Source organism: Symmachiella macrocystis (genome assembly GCF_007860075.1).
GTDB classification, from domain to species: domain Bacteria; phylum Planctomycetota; class Planctomycetia; order Planctomycetales; family Planctomycetaceae; genus Symmachiella; species Symmachiella macrocystis.
Window position 1 is genome coordinate 757,621 of sequence record NZ_SJPP01000001.1, and the last position, 15,555, is coordinate 773,175.

At 55.0% G+C, this 15,555-nt stretch carries 13 protein-coding genes; 7 read left to right on the forward strand and 6 right to left on the reverse strand.

Going from position 1 to position 15,555, the window contains the following annotated elements:
- Positions 1–2: 2 nt before the first annotated feature.
- The 7 genes from CA54_RS02940 to CA54_RS02970 all read left to right on the forward strand — a co-directional run bounded on the left by CA54_RS02940 (position 3) and on the right by CA54_RS02970 (position 9,027).
- A complete protein-coding gene (locus CA54_RS02940; protein ID WP_146369368.1) occupies positions 3–1,292 on the forward strand; it encodes a glycosyltransferase family 4 protein in 1,290 nt (429 codons plus the stop codon).
- On the forward strand, positions 1,289–2,692 hold the full coding sequence (locus CA54_RS02945) for an O-antigen ligase family protein (protein WP_146369369.1): 1,404 nt from the start codon (positions 1,289–1,291) through the stop codon (positions 2,690–2,692). Before CA54_RS02940 ends, CA54_RS02945 begins: the two co-directional genes overlap by 4 nt.
- A gap of 41 nt (positions 2,693–2,733) precedes the next feature.
- Positions 2,734–3,546, forward strand: a complete 813-nt coding sequence (locus CA54_RS02950; protein ID WP_146369370.1) for a 2OG-Fe(II) oxygenase — start codon at positions 2,734–2,736, stop codon at positions 3,544–3,546.
- Positions 3,543–4,070: a serine O-acetyltransferase gene (locus CA54_RS29730; RefSeq protein WP_231962944.1), complete on the forward strand. Its 528-nt coding sequence runs from the start codon at positions 3,543–3,545 to the stop codon at positions 4,068–4,070. The genes CA54_RS02950 and CA54_RS29730 overlap by 4 nt, the downstream gene beginning before the upstream one ends.
- 67 nt (positions 4,071–4,137) lie before the next feature.
- Positions 4,138–6,378 (forward strand): hypothetical protein, encoded by a 2,241-nt coding sequence (locus tag CA54_RS02960; RefSeq protein ID WP_146369372.1) that lies wholly within the window; start codon positions 4,138–4,140, stop codon positions 6,376–6,378.
- 110 nt (positions 6,379–6,488) lie between these two features.
- Positions 6,489–7,766 (forward strand): glycosyltransferase, encoded by a 1,278-nt coding sequence (locus CA54_RS02965; protein WP_146369373.1) that lies wholly within the window; start codon positions 6,489–6,491, stop codon positions 7,764–7,766.
- Positions 7,767–7,821: 55 nt separating this feature from the next.
- Complete coding sequence (locus CA54_RS02970) at positions 7,822–9,027, forward strand: glycosyltransferase family 2 protein (protein WP_146369374.1); 1,206 nt, start codon at positions 7,822–7,824, stop codon at positions 9,025–9,027.
- Positions 9,028–9,108: 81 nt separating this feature from the next.
- Here CA54_RS02970 and CA54_RS02975 read toward each other — a convergent pair whose 3' ends face one another.
- The 6 genes from CA54_RS02975 to CA54_RS03000 all read right to left on the reverse strand — a co-directional run bounded on the left by CA54_RS02975 (position 9,109) and on the right by CA54_RS03000 (position 14,948).
- Entirely contained in the window at positions 9,109–9,849 is a 741-nt protein-coding gene (locus CA54_RS02975) for a sulfotransferase family 2 domain-containing protein (protein WP_146369375.1), read from the reverse strand.
- Positions 9,850–9,919: 70 nt separating this feature from the next.
- On the reverse strand, positions 9,920–11,008 hold the full coding sequence (locus CA54_RS02980) for a glycosyltransferase (protein ID WP_197532166.1): 1,089 nt from the start codon (positions 11,006–11,008) through the stop codon (positions 9,920–9,922).
- 30 nt (positions 11,009–11,038) lie between these two features.
- On the reverse strand, positions 11,039–12,055 hold the full coding sequence (locus tag CA54_RS02985; protein WP_146369377.1) for a hypothetical protein: 1,017 nt from the start codon (positions 12,053–12,055) through the stop codon (positions 11,039–11,041).
- A 182-nt stretch (positions 12,056–12,237) separates the two neighbouring features.
- On the reverse strand, positions 12,238–13,266 hold the full coding sequence (locus CA54_RS02990; RefSeq protein WP_146369378.1) for a glycosyltransferase: 1,029 nt from the start codon (positions 13,264–13,266) through the stop codon (positions 12,238–12,240).
- The gene (locus tag CA54_RS30075; protein ID WP_197532167.1) at positions 13,263–13,931 is read right to left on the reverse strand and encodes a serine O-acetyltransferase; all 669 of its coding nucleotides are present in this window, start codon (positions 13,929–13,931) and stop codon (positions 13,263–13,265) included. The genes CA54_RS02990 and CA54_RS30075 overlap by 4 nt, the downstream gene beginning before the upstream one ends.
- A 51-nt stretch (positions 13,932–13,982) precedes the next feature.
- A complete protein-coding gene (locus tag CA54_RS03000) occupies positions 13,983–14,948 on the reverse strand; it encodes a glycosyltransferase family 2 protein (RefSeq protein ID WP_197532168.1) in 966 nt (321 codons plus the stop codon).
- Between the last annotated feature and the right edge of the window lie 607 nt (positions 14,949–15,555).

The following is a 15,555-nucleotide window of genomic DNA, read 5'->3' on the forward strand; positions in this document are numbered from 1 at the left end:
CGATGGCGACGCAGACTCCTAAGCTTAACAGCCCGGTGAATCGAGAATCCCATCTCGGAAAGTTACGTTGCGCGCTGTTTACGCCGAACTGGCCGGCCAACGAAACCAGCAATGGAATTGTGACCTACGTCTCCGTCCTCGAACAACAATTGCGACGCGACGGTCATTCCCCGCTGGTTGTGACGCGAGCCAAATCGACGGCGATGCGCTACGCGGACGATGCAGGGGTTACCCAGTGGTCCCCTTGCGAGAGTGTGCTCAGCCGAATTAGCGACCGCCTCACAGGAATCATTGCTAAAGACGATGCCGAGCAGAACTGCCGGCGCGCAGGACGCGGCATCGCCCATGCGTTAAAGCAGACCGGCGGCGACGGTGCGGTCAATCTGTTGGAGATGGAAGAATCATTTGGCTTGGCTCGCCATGTGGCGCAGCGGGTCCCCTTCCCTGTGGTTGTGCGCTTGCACGGGCCGTGGTTTTTGAACGGTCAAGCCAACGGCGTGAAGCAAGACAAGGCGTTCGCTCGTCGCGTTAAAGCCGAAGGTAAGGCCATTGAAGCGGCATGCGCGGTGACCGCCTGTAGCCAAAAAGTGCTGGACACGACACGCGAATACTACAATTTGGAACTTCCCCAAGCAGCCGTGATCCCCAATCCGGCGCCGGTTTATACCAGCGAGATGTGTTGGTCTGCGGACGATGCGGAGGAACAGACCATTCTGTTTGTCGGACGGTTTGACCGACACAAGGGGGGGGACACGATGCTGCTCGCCTTCCAGCGGATTGTGGAACAATTCCCAGACGCCAATCTAGTTTTCATCGGCCCCGATACGGGGATTCGTTCCCAAGACGACCAGGTCGTCAATTTCGCTGAATTTGTCGCCCAGCACATCGACGAATCCGTATCACAGCGAATCAATTATCTGGGAAAACAGACGCCATCAACAATTGAGACTTGGCGACGTCGCGCGGCGGTGACCGTCATCCCGTCGACGTTCGATAACTTCCCCTACTCAGCGCTGGAGTCGGTGGCCTGTGGCTGTCCGATTGTGGCGACGCGCGTGGGTGGGATTCCGGAAATCATTCTCGACGACAAAACCGGGGTGCTCGTGCAGCCCGATGATCCGGAATCGCTGGCCGCGGGAGTTGGACGGATTCTTGCGGACCGCGGCTTAGCGGCGCAACTGGGCGCTGCCGCCGCCGAAGATTCGAATCAGCGATTTCACCCGCGTAAAATTGCCGAACAAACGGCGGAGTTTTACCGGGACGTGATTGCGCAATGGAAGGCGGGAACATGACCATTCTTGCCGACATTGTCATGCTCGCGTGGCCACTGCTGGTCATCGGACTCTTCTCCAAGTTGAAGTCCGATAAAGCGGTCGTGGTGGCGTTCGTCGTCGGCTGGTTGTTTCTGCCGTTTAAGACGTACCCGATCAGCGGGTTGCCTGACATTTCTAAAATGTCGCTCACCTGCTATGCGATCATCGCCGCGACGATTGTCTTCGACCTGGAGCGGTTCACCTCCCTGCGGCCCTGCCGCTACGATCTGCCGATTGTCCTGGTGTGCATTGCTCCGGCAATTTCGTCATTAACAAACAACCTCGGCCCCTATGACGCGGGTTCGGTCACATTGGCGACAATTGTCACCTGGGGAGGTCCCTATTTATTGGGGCGAGCCTATATCGTCGATTCATCGACGGCGAAGTTCGCCGCTACCACACTCCTGGCGGCTACGCTCATTTACCTCCCCTTGTGCTGGTTTGAGATCCGCATGAGTCCCCAACTGCATGCCTTGGTTTATGGCGAAAGCTATCGCTCCGGTGGCATGCGTCTGGGGGGATGGCGGCCAGCTGTGTTTCTTGATTCGGGCTTGCAACTCGGGTTATGGATGACCACAGCCTCCTTGATCGGCATCTGGCTGTGGTGGAAGGGTGTTTGGAAACATTGGGGAAAAATGGGTACAGGATTACCCCTGGTCGCCTTAGTTGTGACAACCATCTACTGCCGGTCGACGGGGGCTTTGTTGCTCTTAGCCGCTGGATTAGGCGTTCTAGCCTGGACCTCCGTTTTGAAAAACCGTTTGGCATTACTGGCCCTTTTGCTGGTGGCACCAGCCTATATCGTGATCCGCTCCATGGGAGATCAAGGTTGGCAGCCCGCCGTCGAAGTAGCCAAAAGCATTAATGGAGAACGCGCTCAATCGCTTGAGTTTCGTTTTCAAAATGAAGACATCCTCGTCAACAAGGCATTGCAGAAACCTGCATTTGGGTGGGGAGGTTGGGGCCGCTCGCGCGTGTACGACCAATTTGGGAATGACATATCGGTCACCGATGGCCTCTGGATCATTCAACTTGGCCAATATGGCATCTTCGGATTGATCGCACTATTTGCCTTACTGTTAACCCCCTTGGGACTGCTCATCAAAACATTTTCGGTGCGCAAGCTCATGTCGCCGGAAATCGCACCCGTACTCGCGTTCTCCATAGCCATCACGTTGTTCGCCATTGATTGTCTCCCGAACGCTATGCCCAACCCGTTTTATGTCATGACCACCGGCGGGGTCGTGGGATATATCGTCTCCTACAGCGAGGCTGAAGTGGAATCCGCTGGTCCAGTATTACAAAAACCGGTGCCCGTGAGACCGCTGCGACGACTGCATGCCGGTAGCGGGGCAAAGAGTCACGTGAACCCTGTTTAAACAAAGAAGTTTCGTTGGCTTTTCTGAATTAAGGAGCCTGCATGTCAGCACTACAAACACCCATTATTCGCAATATTGATTTCGAGAGCGCCGCCACTGAATTCCGCGCGGCCGCGCCGTTCCCTCATATTTGTTTCGACAACTTCCTCTTGCCCGAGGCGGCAGCGACGATCGAAAGCGATTTCCCCTCCTTTGAAGAAGCCAAACGGCTCGGCAAAGGCTTCAGCGCTGTCAACGAGCGTGGCAAATACCAAGTCACAGACTCCGAGCTGTTCCCTGCAGCGATCAAACAGCTGCATGAGGAACTGCAATCACCGGAATTTGTCGAGAACTTAAGAACGCTTTCAGGATTCAAAGACCTCATCGGCGATCCGGAACTTGTGGGGGGCGGAATGCATCAAACCGGCCCGCGGGGGCACCTGGATGTCCACATTGATTTTAATTACATCAAACATCGCCAGTTACATCGCCGGCTCAACATTTTGGTGTTCTTCAATCGGGATTGGCGCGACGAATGGGGCGGCATGACCGAACTCTGGGATGAGAACGTCAAGACACTAGCGCACAGCTTTGCGCCGATTTACAATCGCTGCGTGATTTTTGAAACCAGCGAAATCAGTTGGCATGGGGTGAGCGCCGTGACTTGTCCTCCGTCGAACAGTCGAAAGTCGTTTGCCGGCTATTACTATACCCCCTGCACTGCTGAAGAAATCGACAACAGCGGGCATGGCACGATCTTTCAGGCACGGCCAACGGAACATTCCAAGCGATATGTTTCGATGCCCGTACAATCGATGCGGCGCTGGCTTCGTCGCAAAATCAGTGTTGGCTTACGAGGAATCAAGCAAAAGTGATATCGGCAACCACATTTGACTGGAATCGTGAAACGGTCCGGCGATTTTGGGACCCGTCACGAAAACTCCTCTACCATTTGCGTCGTTACCAAGCGCAGACAACGGGTACGCTGCGCTGCAAATTGCTGCGCAAATGGCATGCGTTCTTCCACCAAGTTTGGTCGGTGATTTGTGGCGCCGACATTCCACTGAACAGCCAAATCGGAGGGGGGTTGATCATGCCGCACCCCAACGGAATTGTTATCCATCCCGATGCGGTCATCGGAGCGAATTGCCTGTTCTTTCAACAGGTCACCATCGGAACCGGAGGCAAACAAAAAGGTTGCCCCCGGATTGGCGGTCATGTCGACATCGGGGCCGGTGCCAAGGTACTGGGAGGTGTCGTCATCGGGGATCATGCAAAAATCGGCGCGAATGCCGTGGTGCTGTGCGATGTACCCAACCACGCCACCGCAGTCGGTATTCCTGCCCGAATTCTCAAATGTGAAGTCGAGGAACAACGCGTCGACGAAAGGTTCGGCTAAAGGGTATCCCCCCCAACGACACGGTAGTCTTCATTAACCCCTGTTGTTTATTGCAGCTAAAAACATCATGACAAATCGAGATCTTTCCACAAACGTCCGACAGTCACAAATCGCGACGAATGCGCATAATCCACAAGTCAATTACCCCGCCTACACGGCTGCGGCCCAAACCCCGCAACCGGAGGACCAGCCCTCGCTTTTTCTCACGATCTTGCAAAAGCGATGGTGGTTGCTGGGCATCATTTGCCTGCTTGCAGGCGGCCTGAGCTATTTCATAGCGACGGAATTCCGGTCTCTGAACGCCGATGTCAGCGGGAGTTTAATTTACTCCGGATTGCCGACACCGCCTGGGCCTGTTGTCTATCAGGCCCCCTCGCTGCAAACGTACAAGGAGGTCTTGTTCTCGACGAGCCGCATGCAGAAAATCGTCGACAAGCATGGGCTGGACATCCCGCCCGATATCTTCGCCAGTCTGTTTGAGATGAAGGTGATCGGTCGCTCCAGCGTTATGGAATTAACTCTGGGCTGGCCTGAGGAGGAAGTTGGCGTAGAACTTGTCAACGACACGATGCAAACATTGATCGACGCGGCTGCCGAGCAGCGACAGGCCATCCTCACCGAGCATATGAAGCACGTTGAAATCATTCACTTGGGGGCGAAACGCGAAGTTGACGAAGCCGCCGAGGAACTAAGTTTGGCACGTCTGCGCCATGATACACTCCTGCACAACAACGGTCTGGCAACCCAAGAATATTCAAACAAGCTCAAATCTGTTTCGAACACGAATTCCACCATTGACTTAAAAAATGTGGAACTGTTGAGTATCAAACAACAGCTTGCCCAAGCAGAAAAAATTCGGCAAGAAAAAATCAGCGTGTACCAAACGGAGTTATTAAAAAAACGTCAGACACAACTTGATCTGGTGATGGAGGAATATGCAAAAACTTCGACTCGGTTTGCCGAGCTAACGAGTCTCAAAATAGAATTGGCGGAGATTGACACCACAGGAAAAGACTCCTCTCTTGTCGAATGGGAAACTGCCCTCGATGAAATTGGATTGACCACGCTGGGACCAATCAGTCAGATTGCTGGACCGGAGCTGACGCTACTCAAGACGGAAATTGCGAGCGCGGACAAACGCATCAGCGATTTTCAATTCCGTCTCGACACCGTCAAAAACCACCTACACATGTTGAATGAGCGCCTGGCAGAATACGACACAGAAGCCACCGACAAGGCGGGGGACGTCGCCATCGCCAGCTCCGAAGTCGTGGCCAAGTTGGAAAAAAAACTGGAGTCGGCCGAAGGGCGATCGAAACTGATTTCGCTCCAACTGGAAAATATGGATCAGCTGTATAAATGCAAATCGCGCGAGTTCGCGGTGCTGATTCCGGCAAGCGTTGAAACGGCTATCGTGACATCCAACACTAAAAAGCTGTTCGTGATGTCGTTTTTTGCCTGTTCGATCCTGCTGGTCTGCCCCGTTGTCTTGACCGAATGGTTGCTACAACGCGAGACCGCGGTTTCGGCCTTTAGCCGACGCTGGAGCCTGCCGCTGATGACGGATCGAGCTCTGGCCGGCTTCAATTCTCGAACCCGTTCGACTCCCGATTGGAAAACCAACGAATCCATCCGCATGGCTGCGCTGCGTATCCAACAGTCACTGCCGGAATCCTCAAGTGTTGTGTTGTTTAGCGGCTTGGGGGATACACCTGCTCCCGCGGGCGTACTGAACAGCCTTTCCGAATGCCTGGCCCATCGCGGCGAACGAATTCTGCTTGTGGACGCAGTCGATCGTCAACACGGCAAATTTGACAAGTCAGACTCCGTCAGCGATCTCTCCCACCCCGGCCCCGCTGAACTGCCTGCAGCCAAGACCGCAACAGAAAAAACCGCAGCTGCAGAAACAAAACAAGCGAATGATGGGTCACTGGCGACAATCGATAACGAACACAAAATGGGGTTGTCGGACATCTTCTCCAACAATGCACCGATCACGGCGGACCTCATTCAACATACGGAGAATCCTTGTGTCGACTTGATTGGGAGCGGCGAGGGGGTCTTTCCGGTCGAAGCGATGGCCTCAGCGCGTTTGACGGAATTGCTCAAGTCGTGCCAAAGCTCCTACAGCATGATCTTCATTGCCGGCCCCCCCATTGCCAGCCGGGCGGACCTACAAATGCTAGCGGCCCGGGCCGATGCCATTGTATTGACCGCTGATAAAAGATCCGTCAAAGATCCGGCCAGTCCGGCCGCCATCCGAGACCTCATCGAACTTCAAGCTCCGGTCATCGGAGTCATGGCTTAAGCGCCGACTATTGAACCATTTTTGACAAATCCCGTTCAGCGTGTTCGCACTCAGTTCATTGCTGATGATTCACTTTGCGTTTTTCTTTTTACAGTTCATAGGAATCGGCCGTGCGAATTGGCTATCTGATCAACCAGTATCCCATGCCCAGTCAAACCTTCATCGGTCGTGAGATCCGGGCGTTGGAAGATTTGGGGATGACAGTCGATCGCTTTGCGCTGCGGCAGTGGAACGGCACGCTGGTTGATGAACGCGACCGCAACGAACATGCGGTGACGCGCTATGTGATAGGAATCGGCATTGGGCGGATCCTATTGGCGTTGTTGCTCATGCCGTTTCGCAAACCGTTCGCATTTCTCCGCGCTTTTCGATTGTCACTTCGTGTCGCGCGGCGCAGCGATAAGTCACTGGCGCTGCACATGATCTATTTGGCCGAGGCGTGTGTTTTGTCGCGTTGGTTGATCGAAAGTAAAATCGAACATCTGCACGTCCACTTCGCAACGAATTCCACCGAAGTGGCCATGTTGACCCGCGTACTCGGCGGCCCTCCCTACAGTTTCATGGTGCACGGCCCGGAAGAGTTCGACCGGGCAGCAACACTCTCGCTGGATGAAAAAACGGCGCGGGCGGCCTTTGTCGCTACGATCTCCAGCTACGCGCGCAGCCAACTTTACCGTTGGATCCGCTTTGAGGATTGGTCGAAAATCAGAATCGTTCGCTGTGGATTGGACGCCGACTACCTGACCACCGAACCGGACCCGCCGCAGGCCAATCGGCGACTCGTCTGCGTCGGTCGACTGTGCGAACAAAAAGGACAAGTGCTCCTGGTGGAAGCAGCGGCAAAGGCGCTCCAAGCCAGCGGCCCATTCGAACTGGTGCTCATTGGCGACGGTGATTTGCGCCTTGCCGTCGAAGAGGCCATCGCTCGCAACCAGTTGGAAGAGGTCGTAAAACTCGCGGGCTGGGCCGATCGCGACGAAGTGAAACAACACATTCTCGATTCCGCGGGACTTGTGCTGGCCAGCTTTGCCGAAGGGCTGCCTGTCGTGATTATGGAAGCGTTGGCAATGGGTCGCCCCGTGATCACCACCTGGATTGCCGGGATTCCTGAGTTGGTTGTAGATGGCGAAATGGGTTCGCTGATACCCGCCGGCGATGTTGATGCATTGGCTGCAGCAATTTCTAAATTATTGGCAACACCGGCAGAAGAATTGTCTCGTCTGGGCGCAAATGGACGTGAGCGGGTTCTGCAGAATCACGACGTTCGCCAAGAAGCGGCGCGCCTTCACCAATTGATCACATCCGGCAACGACGATAGCCGGCCGGTCCGCTACGATACCAAACTGCCCCCGGACAAAAAACGGGAGTTGCAACAGGCTCAGTCTTAACGTCACTCTCCGAGCAAGCAGTATACCCACCGCATTTGCCAAGGTTTTTTTGAATATGTCTATCGTAGCGTTTTCCATCGCGGCACTGGTCGCGATTCCCACCCTGATCTTCATCGCACAGTGCTTAGCCGCCATGGGGGCGACGTGGTTCACGACCCAAAAAATGGCGTCCTCCTCCCCCGTCGACGATGCGGAATATACAGCGGCGATCATTATCCCGGCCCACAATGAGCAGCAGGTAATCGCTGCGACAATACGTTCGCTGTTGCCGCAAATGGGCGCCAACGGGCGCGTGGTGGCGATTGCCCACAACTGTGATGACGAAACCGCGCAGGTCGCACGCGACGCCGGAGCTGAGGTGCTGGAACTCAACGAACCTGATCGTCGTGGTAAGGGTTGGGCATTGGCCGCCGGCCGGGATTTTCTTCGCTCCGATCCCCCCGATGCAATGGTGGTGGTCGATGCGGATACGGCCGTTGAATCGGACTTCTTGAAACCCCTGGTCACTATGGCGATGCAGCGAAATAGTCCCGCACAATCCAAGTACGTATTACACGTCGATAGCGACGATGCGGATGCCGCTGATTATGTTTCGTCGCTCGCCTTCACTGTACGCAATGCAGTTCGTCCTCTGGGTATGAAGCTGTTAGGGCTGCCCTGCATGCTGACAGGATCGGGATTCGCCCTTCCTTGGAGTTTGGCAGCCGACGCGCCCCTGGCCGGAGGGCATGCCGGCGAGGACTATAAACTGGGCATCGACCTCACGCTCCAAGGCAACCGCCCCTACTTTTGTCCGGACGCTGTTGTCCGCGGGCCGCTGCCTAGAACCAAACAAGTCGCCACGGTCCAACGCCGCCGCTGGTCGCATTCGCAATTGACATTCATGCGTAACGAACTTCCACGCCTGCTGGGGGATTTCCTGCTCCACGCCCGTTTGGCATCGTTCGGCCTCATCTGCGACCTCGTCGTGCCACCCTTGATTCTGTTGATGCTGCTGCAGTGGCTGGCGATTGCAGCGACCGGAATTATTTACCTCGCGGGGGGCAGCCATATCCCACTGTTGATCACAGTCGCCACCTGCGGCTCATTCCTAACAGTGCTTTTAGCCGTCGCTGCCGTGTTCGAAAAGAAACTCTTAAACCGCAAGGTCTTGCTGGCCTTGCCACGTTATTTCTTTCGGTACTTGCCGCAGTACTTGGCCTTCTTCCACAAAGCCGACACGCAATGGACCAAGACGCCACGCGAAAGCAGCGCCCCTTAAACTCCGGCCGTAGCAGACACCGGGCCACGCAAACTTGCGCTAGCGGGATGCCATGCTAAGATATCGAATTGCGAAACAGGCTCAAACACCAAACCGCGTTTGGGCGGCGTATTTCCAGTTCCCGAGTGTGTGACGAATGGGCCAGACGTAACGCTTGATGTTGGACATCATGTTGCGCTGATCGTCGAACTGATAGTCGAATGCGGCCAGGTCCGCTTCATACAACGACCGGACCTGCTCCCGCATGCGGTTGGTATAAAAATGGGAATAGTGCTGATGCCGCTTACGGCCCTTCTTTAAGTGCGGTACACGGCGATCCACGACAGATAGCTTGGTCTGAATGGTTTCTAAACCCGCATCGAGCGACTCAAACCGGCCGATGAAATCGACGGCGACCTGACCATCGATGTGCACGAATTCGCACTGTGGAATCAGATGGTCGCCGCGATAGTCCGGCCCATCCGGTTCGCCCAGGATGGGAGCGAATCGGCCGCTTCGCTCGATGTATTCCCCAAAGCCGCCAGCCGGTTCAATCTGGGTCTTCATCCAAAAATAATCCGAGAATGTGCGGTCGAATGGATTCCGAACAAAGGCGAATTTGTAATAGTCCCGCCATTGGCTTTCCGTCACCAACTCCAGATCCAACATTTGCGCAGCGGTGGCGTGCTGCAAATGAATTTTTCGCTTGGGGCACCACCCAAATAAATGCTCATAATCCGGCCCGTCATGTTGAGGCCGATTCGGCAACAACAGTTTCTCGACGCTGCTCCCCGCGCATTTCGGGACATGAACATAGATAGCTTTGTGTTCGTGGCTAATCATTGGTCACCGGCCTCTCATCATTTTCTTATTGCAAAGCGGGCATAACTCTGCGAATCAAAATCAATCCACTTTACTTATCCGTACCGTCGCTGGTTATCAGTTGCCGTAAAACATCATTCAATCTGGCTGCTGACGCTTCACAAGTGAGTCTCTCCAAATAATCCTGCTTGGCCGTTTCCCCCATGGCAGTGCAGTCCGTGCTATCGGCGACGAGTTGATCGAGAGCTAGTACCCATTCGTCGACTGAATTGGCCAACATGCCGTTTTCTCCATGGCGAAAAAACAGGGGATGGTCACAGCAATTTGAGGCAACGCACGTCACATAGGCATCCAGGTAGGCCAGCACTTTTCCAAACGACTTACCCGCACTGAACGGCGAGGATTCCGGCAGCAGCGGCGCGAGGCCGATATGGGCAGTCCCAATCGAACGCACAAATTGACCGTATTCGCAAAACCGCAGTTTCTGGCAATCGATGCCGGCCTGCGCAAGCGGCTGCAACCATTCGTCGGAGACGGACTCATTCCGCACACCGGCGAACACGAATGTTAGCTGTTCCGGCGACTGCACATGCAACAGCACCTCGCGGACCAATTCGGCTTCGGCCGGATAGGCATGCGGATCCGAACAGGCCCAGATGATGGTTGGACGTTCGTTTTTAGTAGGGCGTGTTTTGTATTCCGGCGCGGGAGGTTTGGCAGTCCAAATGATGGTGACGTTCGGATTGAATTGACGCGCCCAATCCGCCACAAAACGGCTCCCCGCAATCACCGCATCGCAGCCGCGGACCACCGTCTCATACCGCTCGGCCAATTGAGGATCCAGGAAATCTGCGTCGTCGACATCCAGCACGACTTTCGCCCCCGCATACAGCGAGGGCAGGTTCAGTGCATGTCGCGCCTTTTGCAGGACCACAACATCGGGAGATTCATACTTAAAAACACGGCTTCTTTGACATTGTTCTAACTGATGCGGAAACACCGTTGTCCGCCAATTGAAACGGCGGAGGTGCTCGGCCATTGCATAACCCCGCAACCCCGACGCCATTCCGTTGTTCGGACCGTCCACGCTAAAAATCACCCGCGGCGCATGGTGCGATTGTCGCAGCCGATCGATGTGCACACCGCATTCTCTGCCGCGGTGACCCAACCAGCGAGTCATACCTTTGATCGATGTCGCCATGGCCCGCCGTTATGTTTCTAATAGTTTTTGAAGTGTGTCGTTCCAGTGCTCATTCCAGTCCGTCTCGACGAATGACTTCCAGCGCTCCCCGGCATTGCCAGCCAATTTTTTCTGCAGGCTACTGTCACGCGTCGATTCGTACTTCACCTTCAAATCGCTAAAGGACCAATCGATATCGACGTAAGTTTCACCGGGAATATAGATGTCCGGAAACACCTCAAGATGATCCATACTGGGTTTGACCAGCACCGCTCCGGCGGCGATCGCCTCAAAATCGCGCCAACAGACTTCTCCGTAGCCAAACGGACTCAGGCAAGCCTTGCTGGATGCCAGCTCGCGCATATACGCGTCCCAATCCAACCGAGCAGCACTGCATACAATCTGCTCGCCCTCCGCAGCACCGGCCGCCAGTTCATTGACCGACTCCACGCAGCGATTGCGCATGTGGTGATACCACGTCCGCTCGTTCTTCGAAAAAATCCGACAGTGCAGATCAATCAGCCGGTCCGTATTGGCGGACGCGTCTGACTGCAAAGCTTCCACCAACCGTCGATCGGTGGCAAAACTCCAGCCGACGGTCAACTTCGACAACTGTTGTTCGGTGAGCACCCCCTGCCGGGGATTCAAAAATTCCGAACCCCACTGCGCCTCGTACTCCACCAGATTGGTTTCGCACATGCCGCTTAGGTAGCGTGACCGATCCCGTAAGATATTTTTTTTGACGTACAAATCCACGAGGTCGATCAGTCGTGGTTCGGGAACATTCGCCGGTGCAAACCAATCGAGGTAACAGATTTTTGTCCGCGGCGACTCCTCACGAATGAGGGCGATGAGCGACTCCATCTCGACAAACGGTGTGTCCCAATAACTTTGCAGAAACGCAACTTGCGGTTGCGTTTTCCGCCATAACGAGGGCCGGTGTGCATTTTCTCGCAACAGCCACCCCACCCGCTGGTCCGGCACCCAATCCAACAGCGGATGAACCTGGGATCTGGCAATATCCAACCGCTCGCCACAGACGAGCATCGTACACCGCGTGTACGCACCCTGAGTTATCCTCACGCGCTCGAAGGAATCTCGAGCGTGTTGGCGGCAACTGCGTAGCATGGTGCCCAAGCGAGGTTTCAAGGCAGACGGTTCCTAAAAAACGAGAGTAAGAATTATTGCATAATCGCGAATCCATGTTTTTCGCAAGGATTCCACGAGATTCAAGCCGATGGACTTTTGACCGCCGACTTATACTCAATGATTTGAGCTCCCTGACGTGTCAAGCAAGCCCACAACGATTTCAGCGAACCCACCGCTATTGGGAATTTCGCAAGCATCGTGAACCAGCCATACTCCAAGCTTTGCCGCCAAGGACGCCCCTGGCGATGTGTGCGGACAGTGATGCGGAGAATCTGTAGCAGCCAAACCGCGCCGACACCGGCCACGACAGCCACGGCGCCGATGACTCCGAAATAACGGTACGCTGATACGGCGGCAACCACTGCCAACAGGGGAATCAAAATTCCCCACACGAAAGCGCTATAAAGGATTCGCTGAAACACGCCGGTTTTGAAACGGCGTTCGACATCGAATCCGCCGTAACCGGTGCGCGTCAAACGTTTCCACCACTGGCCAAAATGAAACATGGCGGCATCATGCCTAGTCATCTCCGTATTGATCCGCCACACTTTCCAACCGGCAGCGCGGATGCGGCTGCACAGTTCCGGTTCTTCACCGGCCGGCACGGTCGGATTGAATCCGCCGGCGGCTTGGTAGGCGCTGACCCGCACGATTGAGTCTCCGCCAATAGCGGCCACTTGACCCGTTGGCGCGTCCCACTCAAAATCGCACAGCCGGTTATAGACGGACGCTTCCGGGAACCGCTCACGCCGTCGTCCGGCGACAATCCCGACCTCCTCATGTTCCTGCAAAAACGTCTCGGCAATGCGCGGCCAGGGTAATTCAATTTCACAATCCCCGTCGACAAACAACACATATTTTAGACTGGGATACTCTTCTAGCAATTTGTCATATCCCTCGCTCCGCGCACGGGCGGCGGTAAAGGGAATCGCTAAATCCAGATTGACGACCGTAAAATCAATCGATTGGGCGATTTGTACACTGTCGTCCGATGAGCCCGAATCGACGTAGACGGCATGGAGTCCGCACGCTTTTACGGACTCCAGACAACGGCGCAGCCGCTCCCCCTCATTGCGTCCGATGACCACAACTCCCAACGTTTCACTCATTCCGCCGCGATCCCTTCTTTGCGACTAGTGCTGTCGCTGTCTCGCTCCAGGGTTCTGACGACTTTGGCCGGCGCGCCTACGGCAACGGAATTGGGTGGAATATCGCTCAACACAACCGCGTTCGCTCCGATGACGGCGTTCGCCCCCACGCGGACCGGCCCCAGGATGGCAGCTCCGACGCCAATGTCAGCACCCGCTTCGATAATCGGCAATTCAAAATCATGCTCCGTCCGCACGACCCCAAAAGTCGTGTTCTGCCGTAGCTGTACGCGATCACCAATCGAAACCGCATTGAAAATCATGCCGCTGTGATGCCAGATTCTGACCTGACGGCCGACTTGAACGGTGTACGGCAAACTGATTCCGCAGGTCCACTCCACAAAGCGGTAGAGGAATTTGTAGATGATCGAAAACGGCATTCTCAGTAACGCAGGTTTGACGCCCATCCGCCAATTTCCAAACCGATGAACGGCCATCGCCCAGAAACCTTGCTCTAATATTTTGCCATCATGCGTCGCCAAATCCTCGCGCCATAATTTCCAAAGCGAGACACCGGCCGGGTTTTGATTGGTTCGCGCACGCGTTTGCAAATCCACTTCCCCCTGCGGAACAGGGAGCGAGCTTGAAAGCTCTGCCGACTGCACGAGTATTTGATTTGCACTCACGACCACTTCCCAATTGACACGGCTAATTTGACTACGGCTGAATCAACACGGCTAACCAACGCGGCTGGGCCACCAAAAATTGAATCGCACAAAATCACGCACCATGCATTTTGGAAACGTGATCGATTTTCTCTGCAGGAAACACCGCGCGCGGTACAGCAAATGGCCGGTCAGCCAACTGATGTCCGCAATAATCCGAGACATTTTTCCGTAGTTTTGCGTAAAAAATCGAGCCCGCGATTCATACCAATACTTCGGCAATCGGCGATCATCGGCGTCGCGACTCGTCACGCCGGAACTCTGCCCCACCAGATGCACGACCCGGCTTGTGGGAACGTATACCGTCCGCCAATTCTGACGGGCGGCGCGCAGACAGTAATCGACTTCTTCGTAGTAAAGAAAATAGCCTTCGTCCAGTAATCCCGTGTCGTCGATCACTTCCCGCCGAATCAACATACTCGCACCGGCCAACCAATCGGTCTCGTACTCTTGATCGACCTGCACAGGAGCGACTTCCGCGTTGGGAAATAGCTTAAACCACAATCCCAAGTTCAGGCCTCGCGCCCATTCGCGGCCGATTGTCTGAAAGCGAAAAGCGGAGCGTTGTGACGTGCCGTCCATGTCTTCCAGGCGGCTCCCCACGATTCCGGCCTGCGGATGAGTTTCCAAAGCCTGCAACAAAGACTCTAAAGCTCCAGGTCTGACGATCGTGTCCGAGTTCAATAACCAAACCGCTCCCATCGAGGGGTCGTCTCCGGCAAGCGCTCGACGGATCCCCACGTTATTACCGAAAGCGAATCCTCCGTTACTCGGAGCACACAACAGCTCCACCCACTCATTCCAACCCCGCTCGGAAATGACTGCCTGAATTTCCTCTACGGAATTATCGCTGGAAGCGTTATCGACGACATACACCTGCAGACGGTCACATTCCCAGCGCGTTTCCTGAAGCGAATCGATGCATTGCACGACGAGCTCCGCAGTGCCGTAATTCACAATCACTGCTGCAACGGACACAGGAAGCACTTGAGGCGTTTCAGTCTCTATGGATGTTTCAACAAGCATGTTCACGTTATTAGTGGAGAGGTTAACGTGCCGGGGAGGAGTTGTACAGATTCTGCAAATCGCATGCCAAGAGCCACCCAGCAAAACGACCGTGCGGCTCCACCTGCATTGAGCACGTCGTGTGCCAAGATCGACCGAAACCCAACGTGCCGATGACGGACTTGTTCCCCAAGCCACCGCGTCGCCTTGCCGGGCATCCATGGCGACGGCGCATCAATAACGGAAATGTCTTCGCCGCCACCACGAATAGGTCTAATCACTCGTCGTGCCGGAAAAACCGATCTCCTTGCCGCTCACAGGGGATCGCCCCCAGTTGCGTCATCTAAGGGACCGCCCATTAGAATTCTGCGACCGACAAGGGAAGCCTGCGCCCCAAAAGTATAGGCATGCTAAACAAACCCCTGACAGTTGCAAGAGCCACCTTTATCAAAGCCGTCTCCCCATTCAACCGCTTGTAATTATCAACACTCAATTATCATTTCGATAAACCCTTCAGCTCACCCTCCCACCAAAAATCTCTCAATATTCAAGAGAGCAATTCTACCGCGAATTCGGCGTT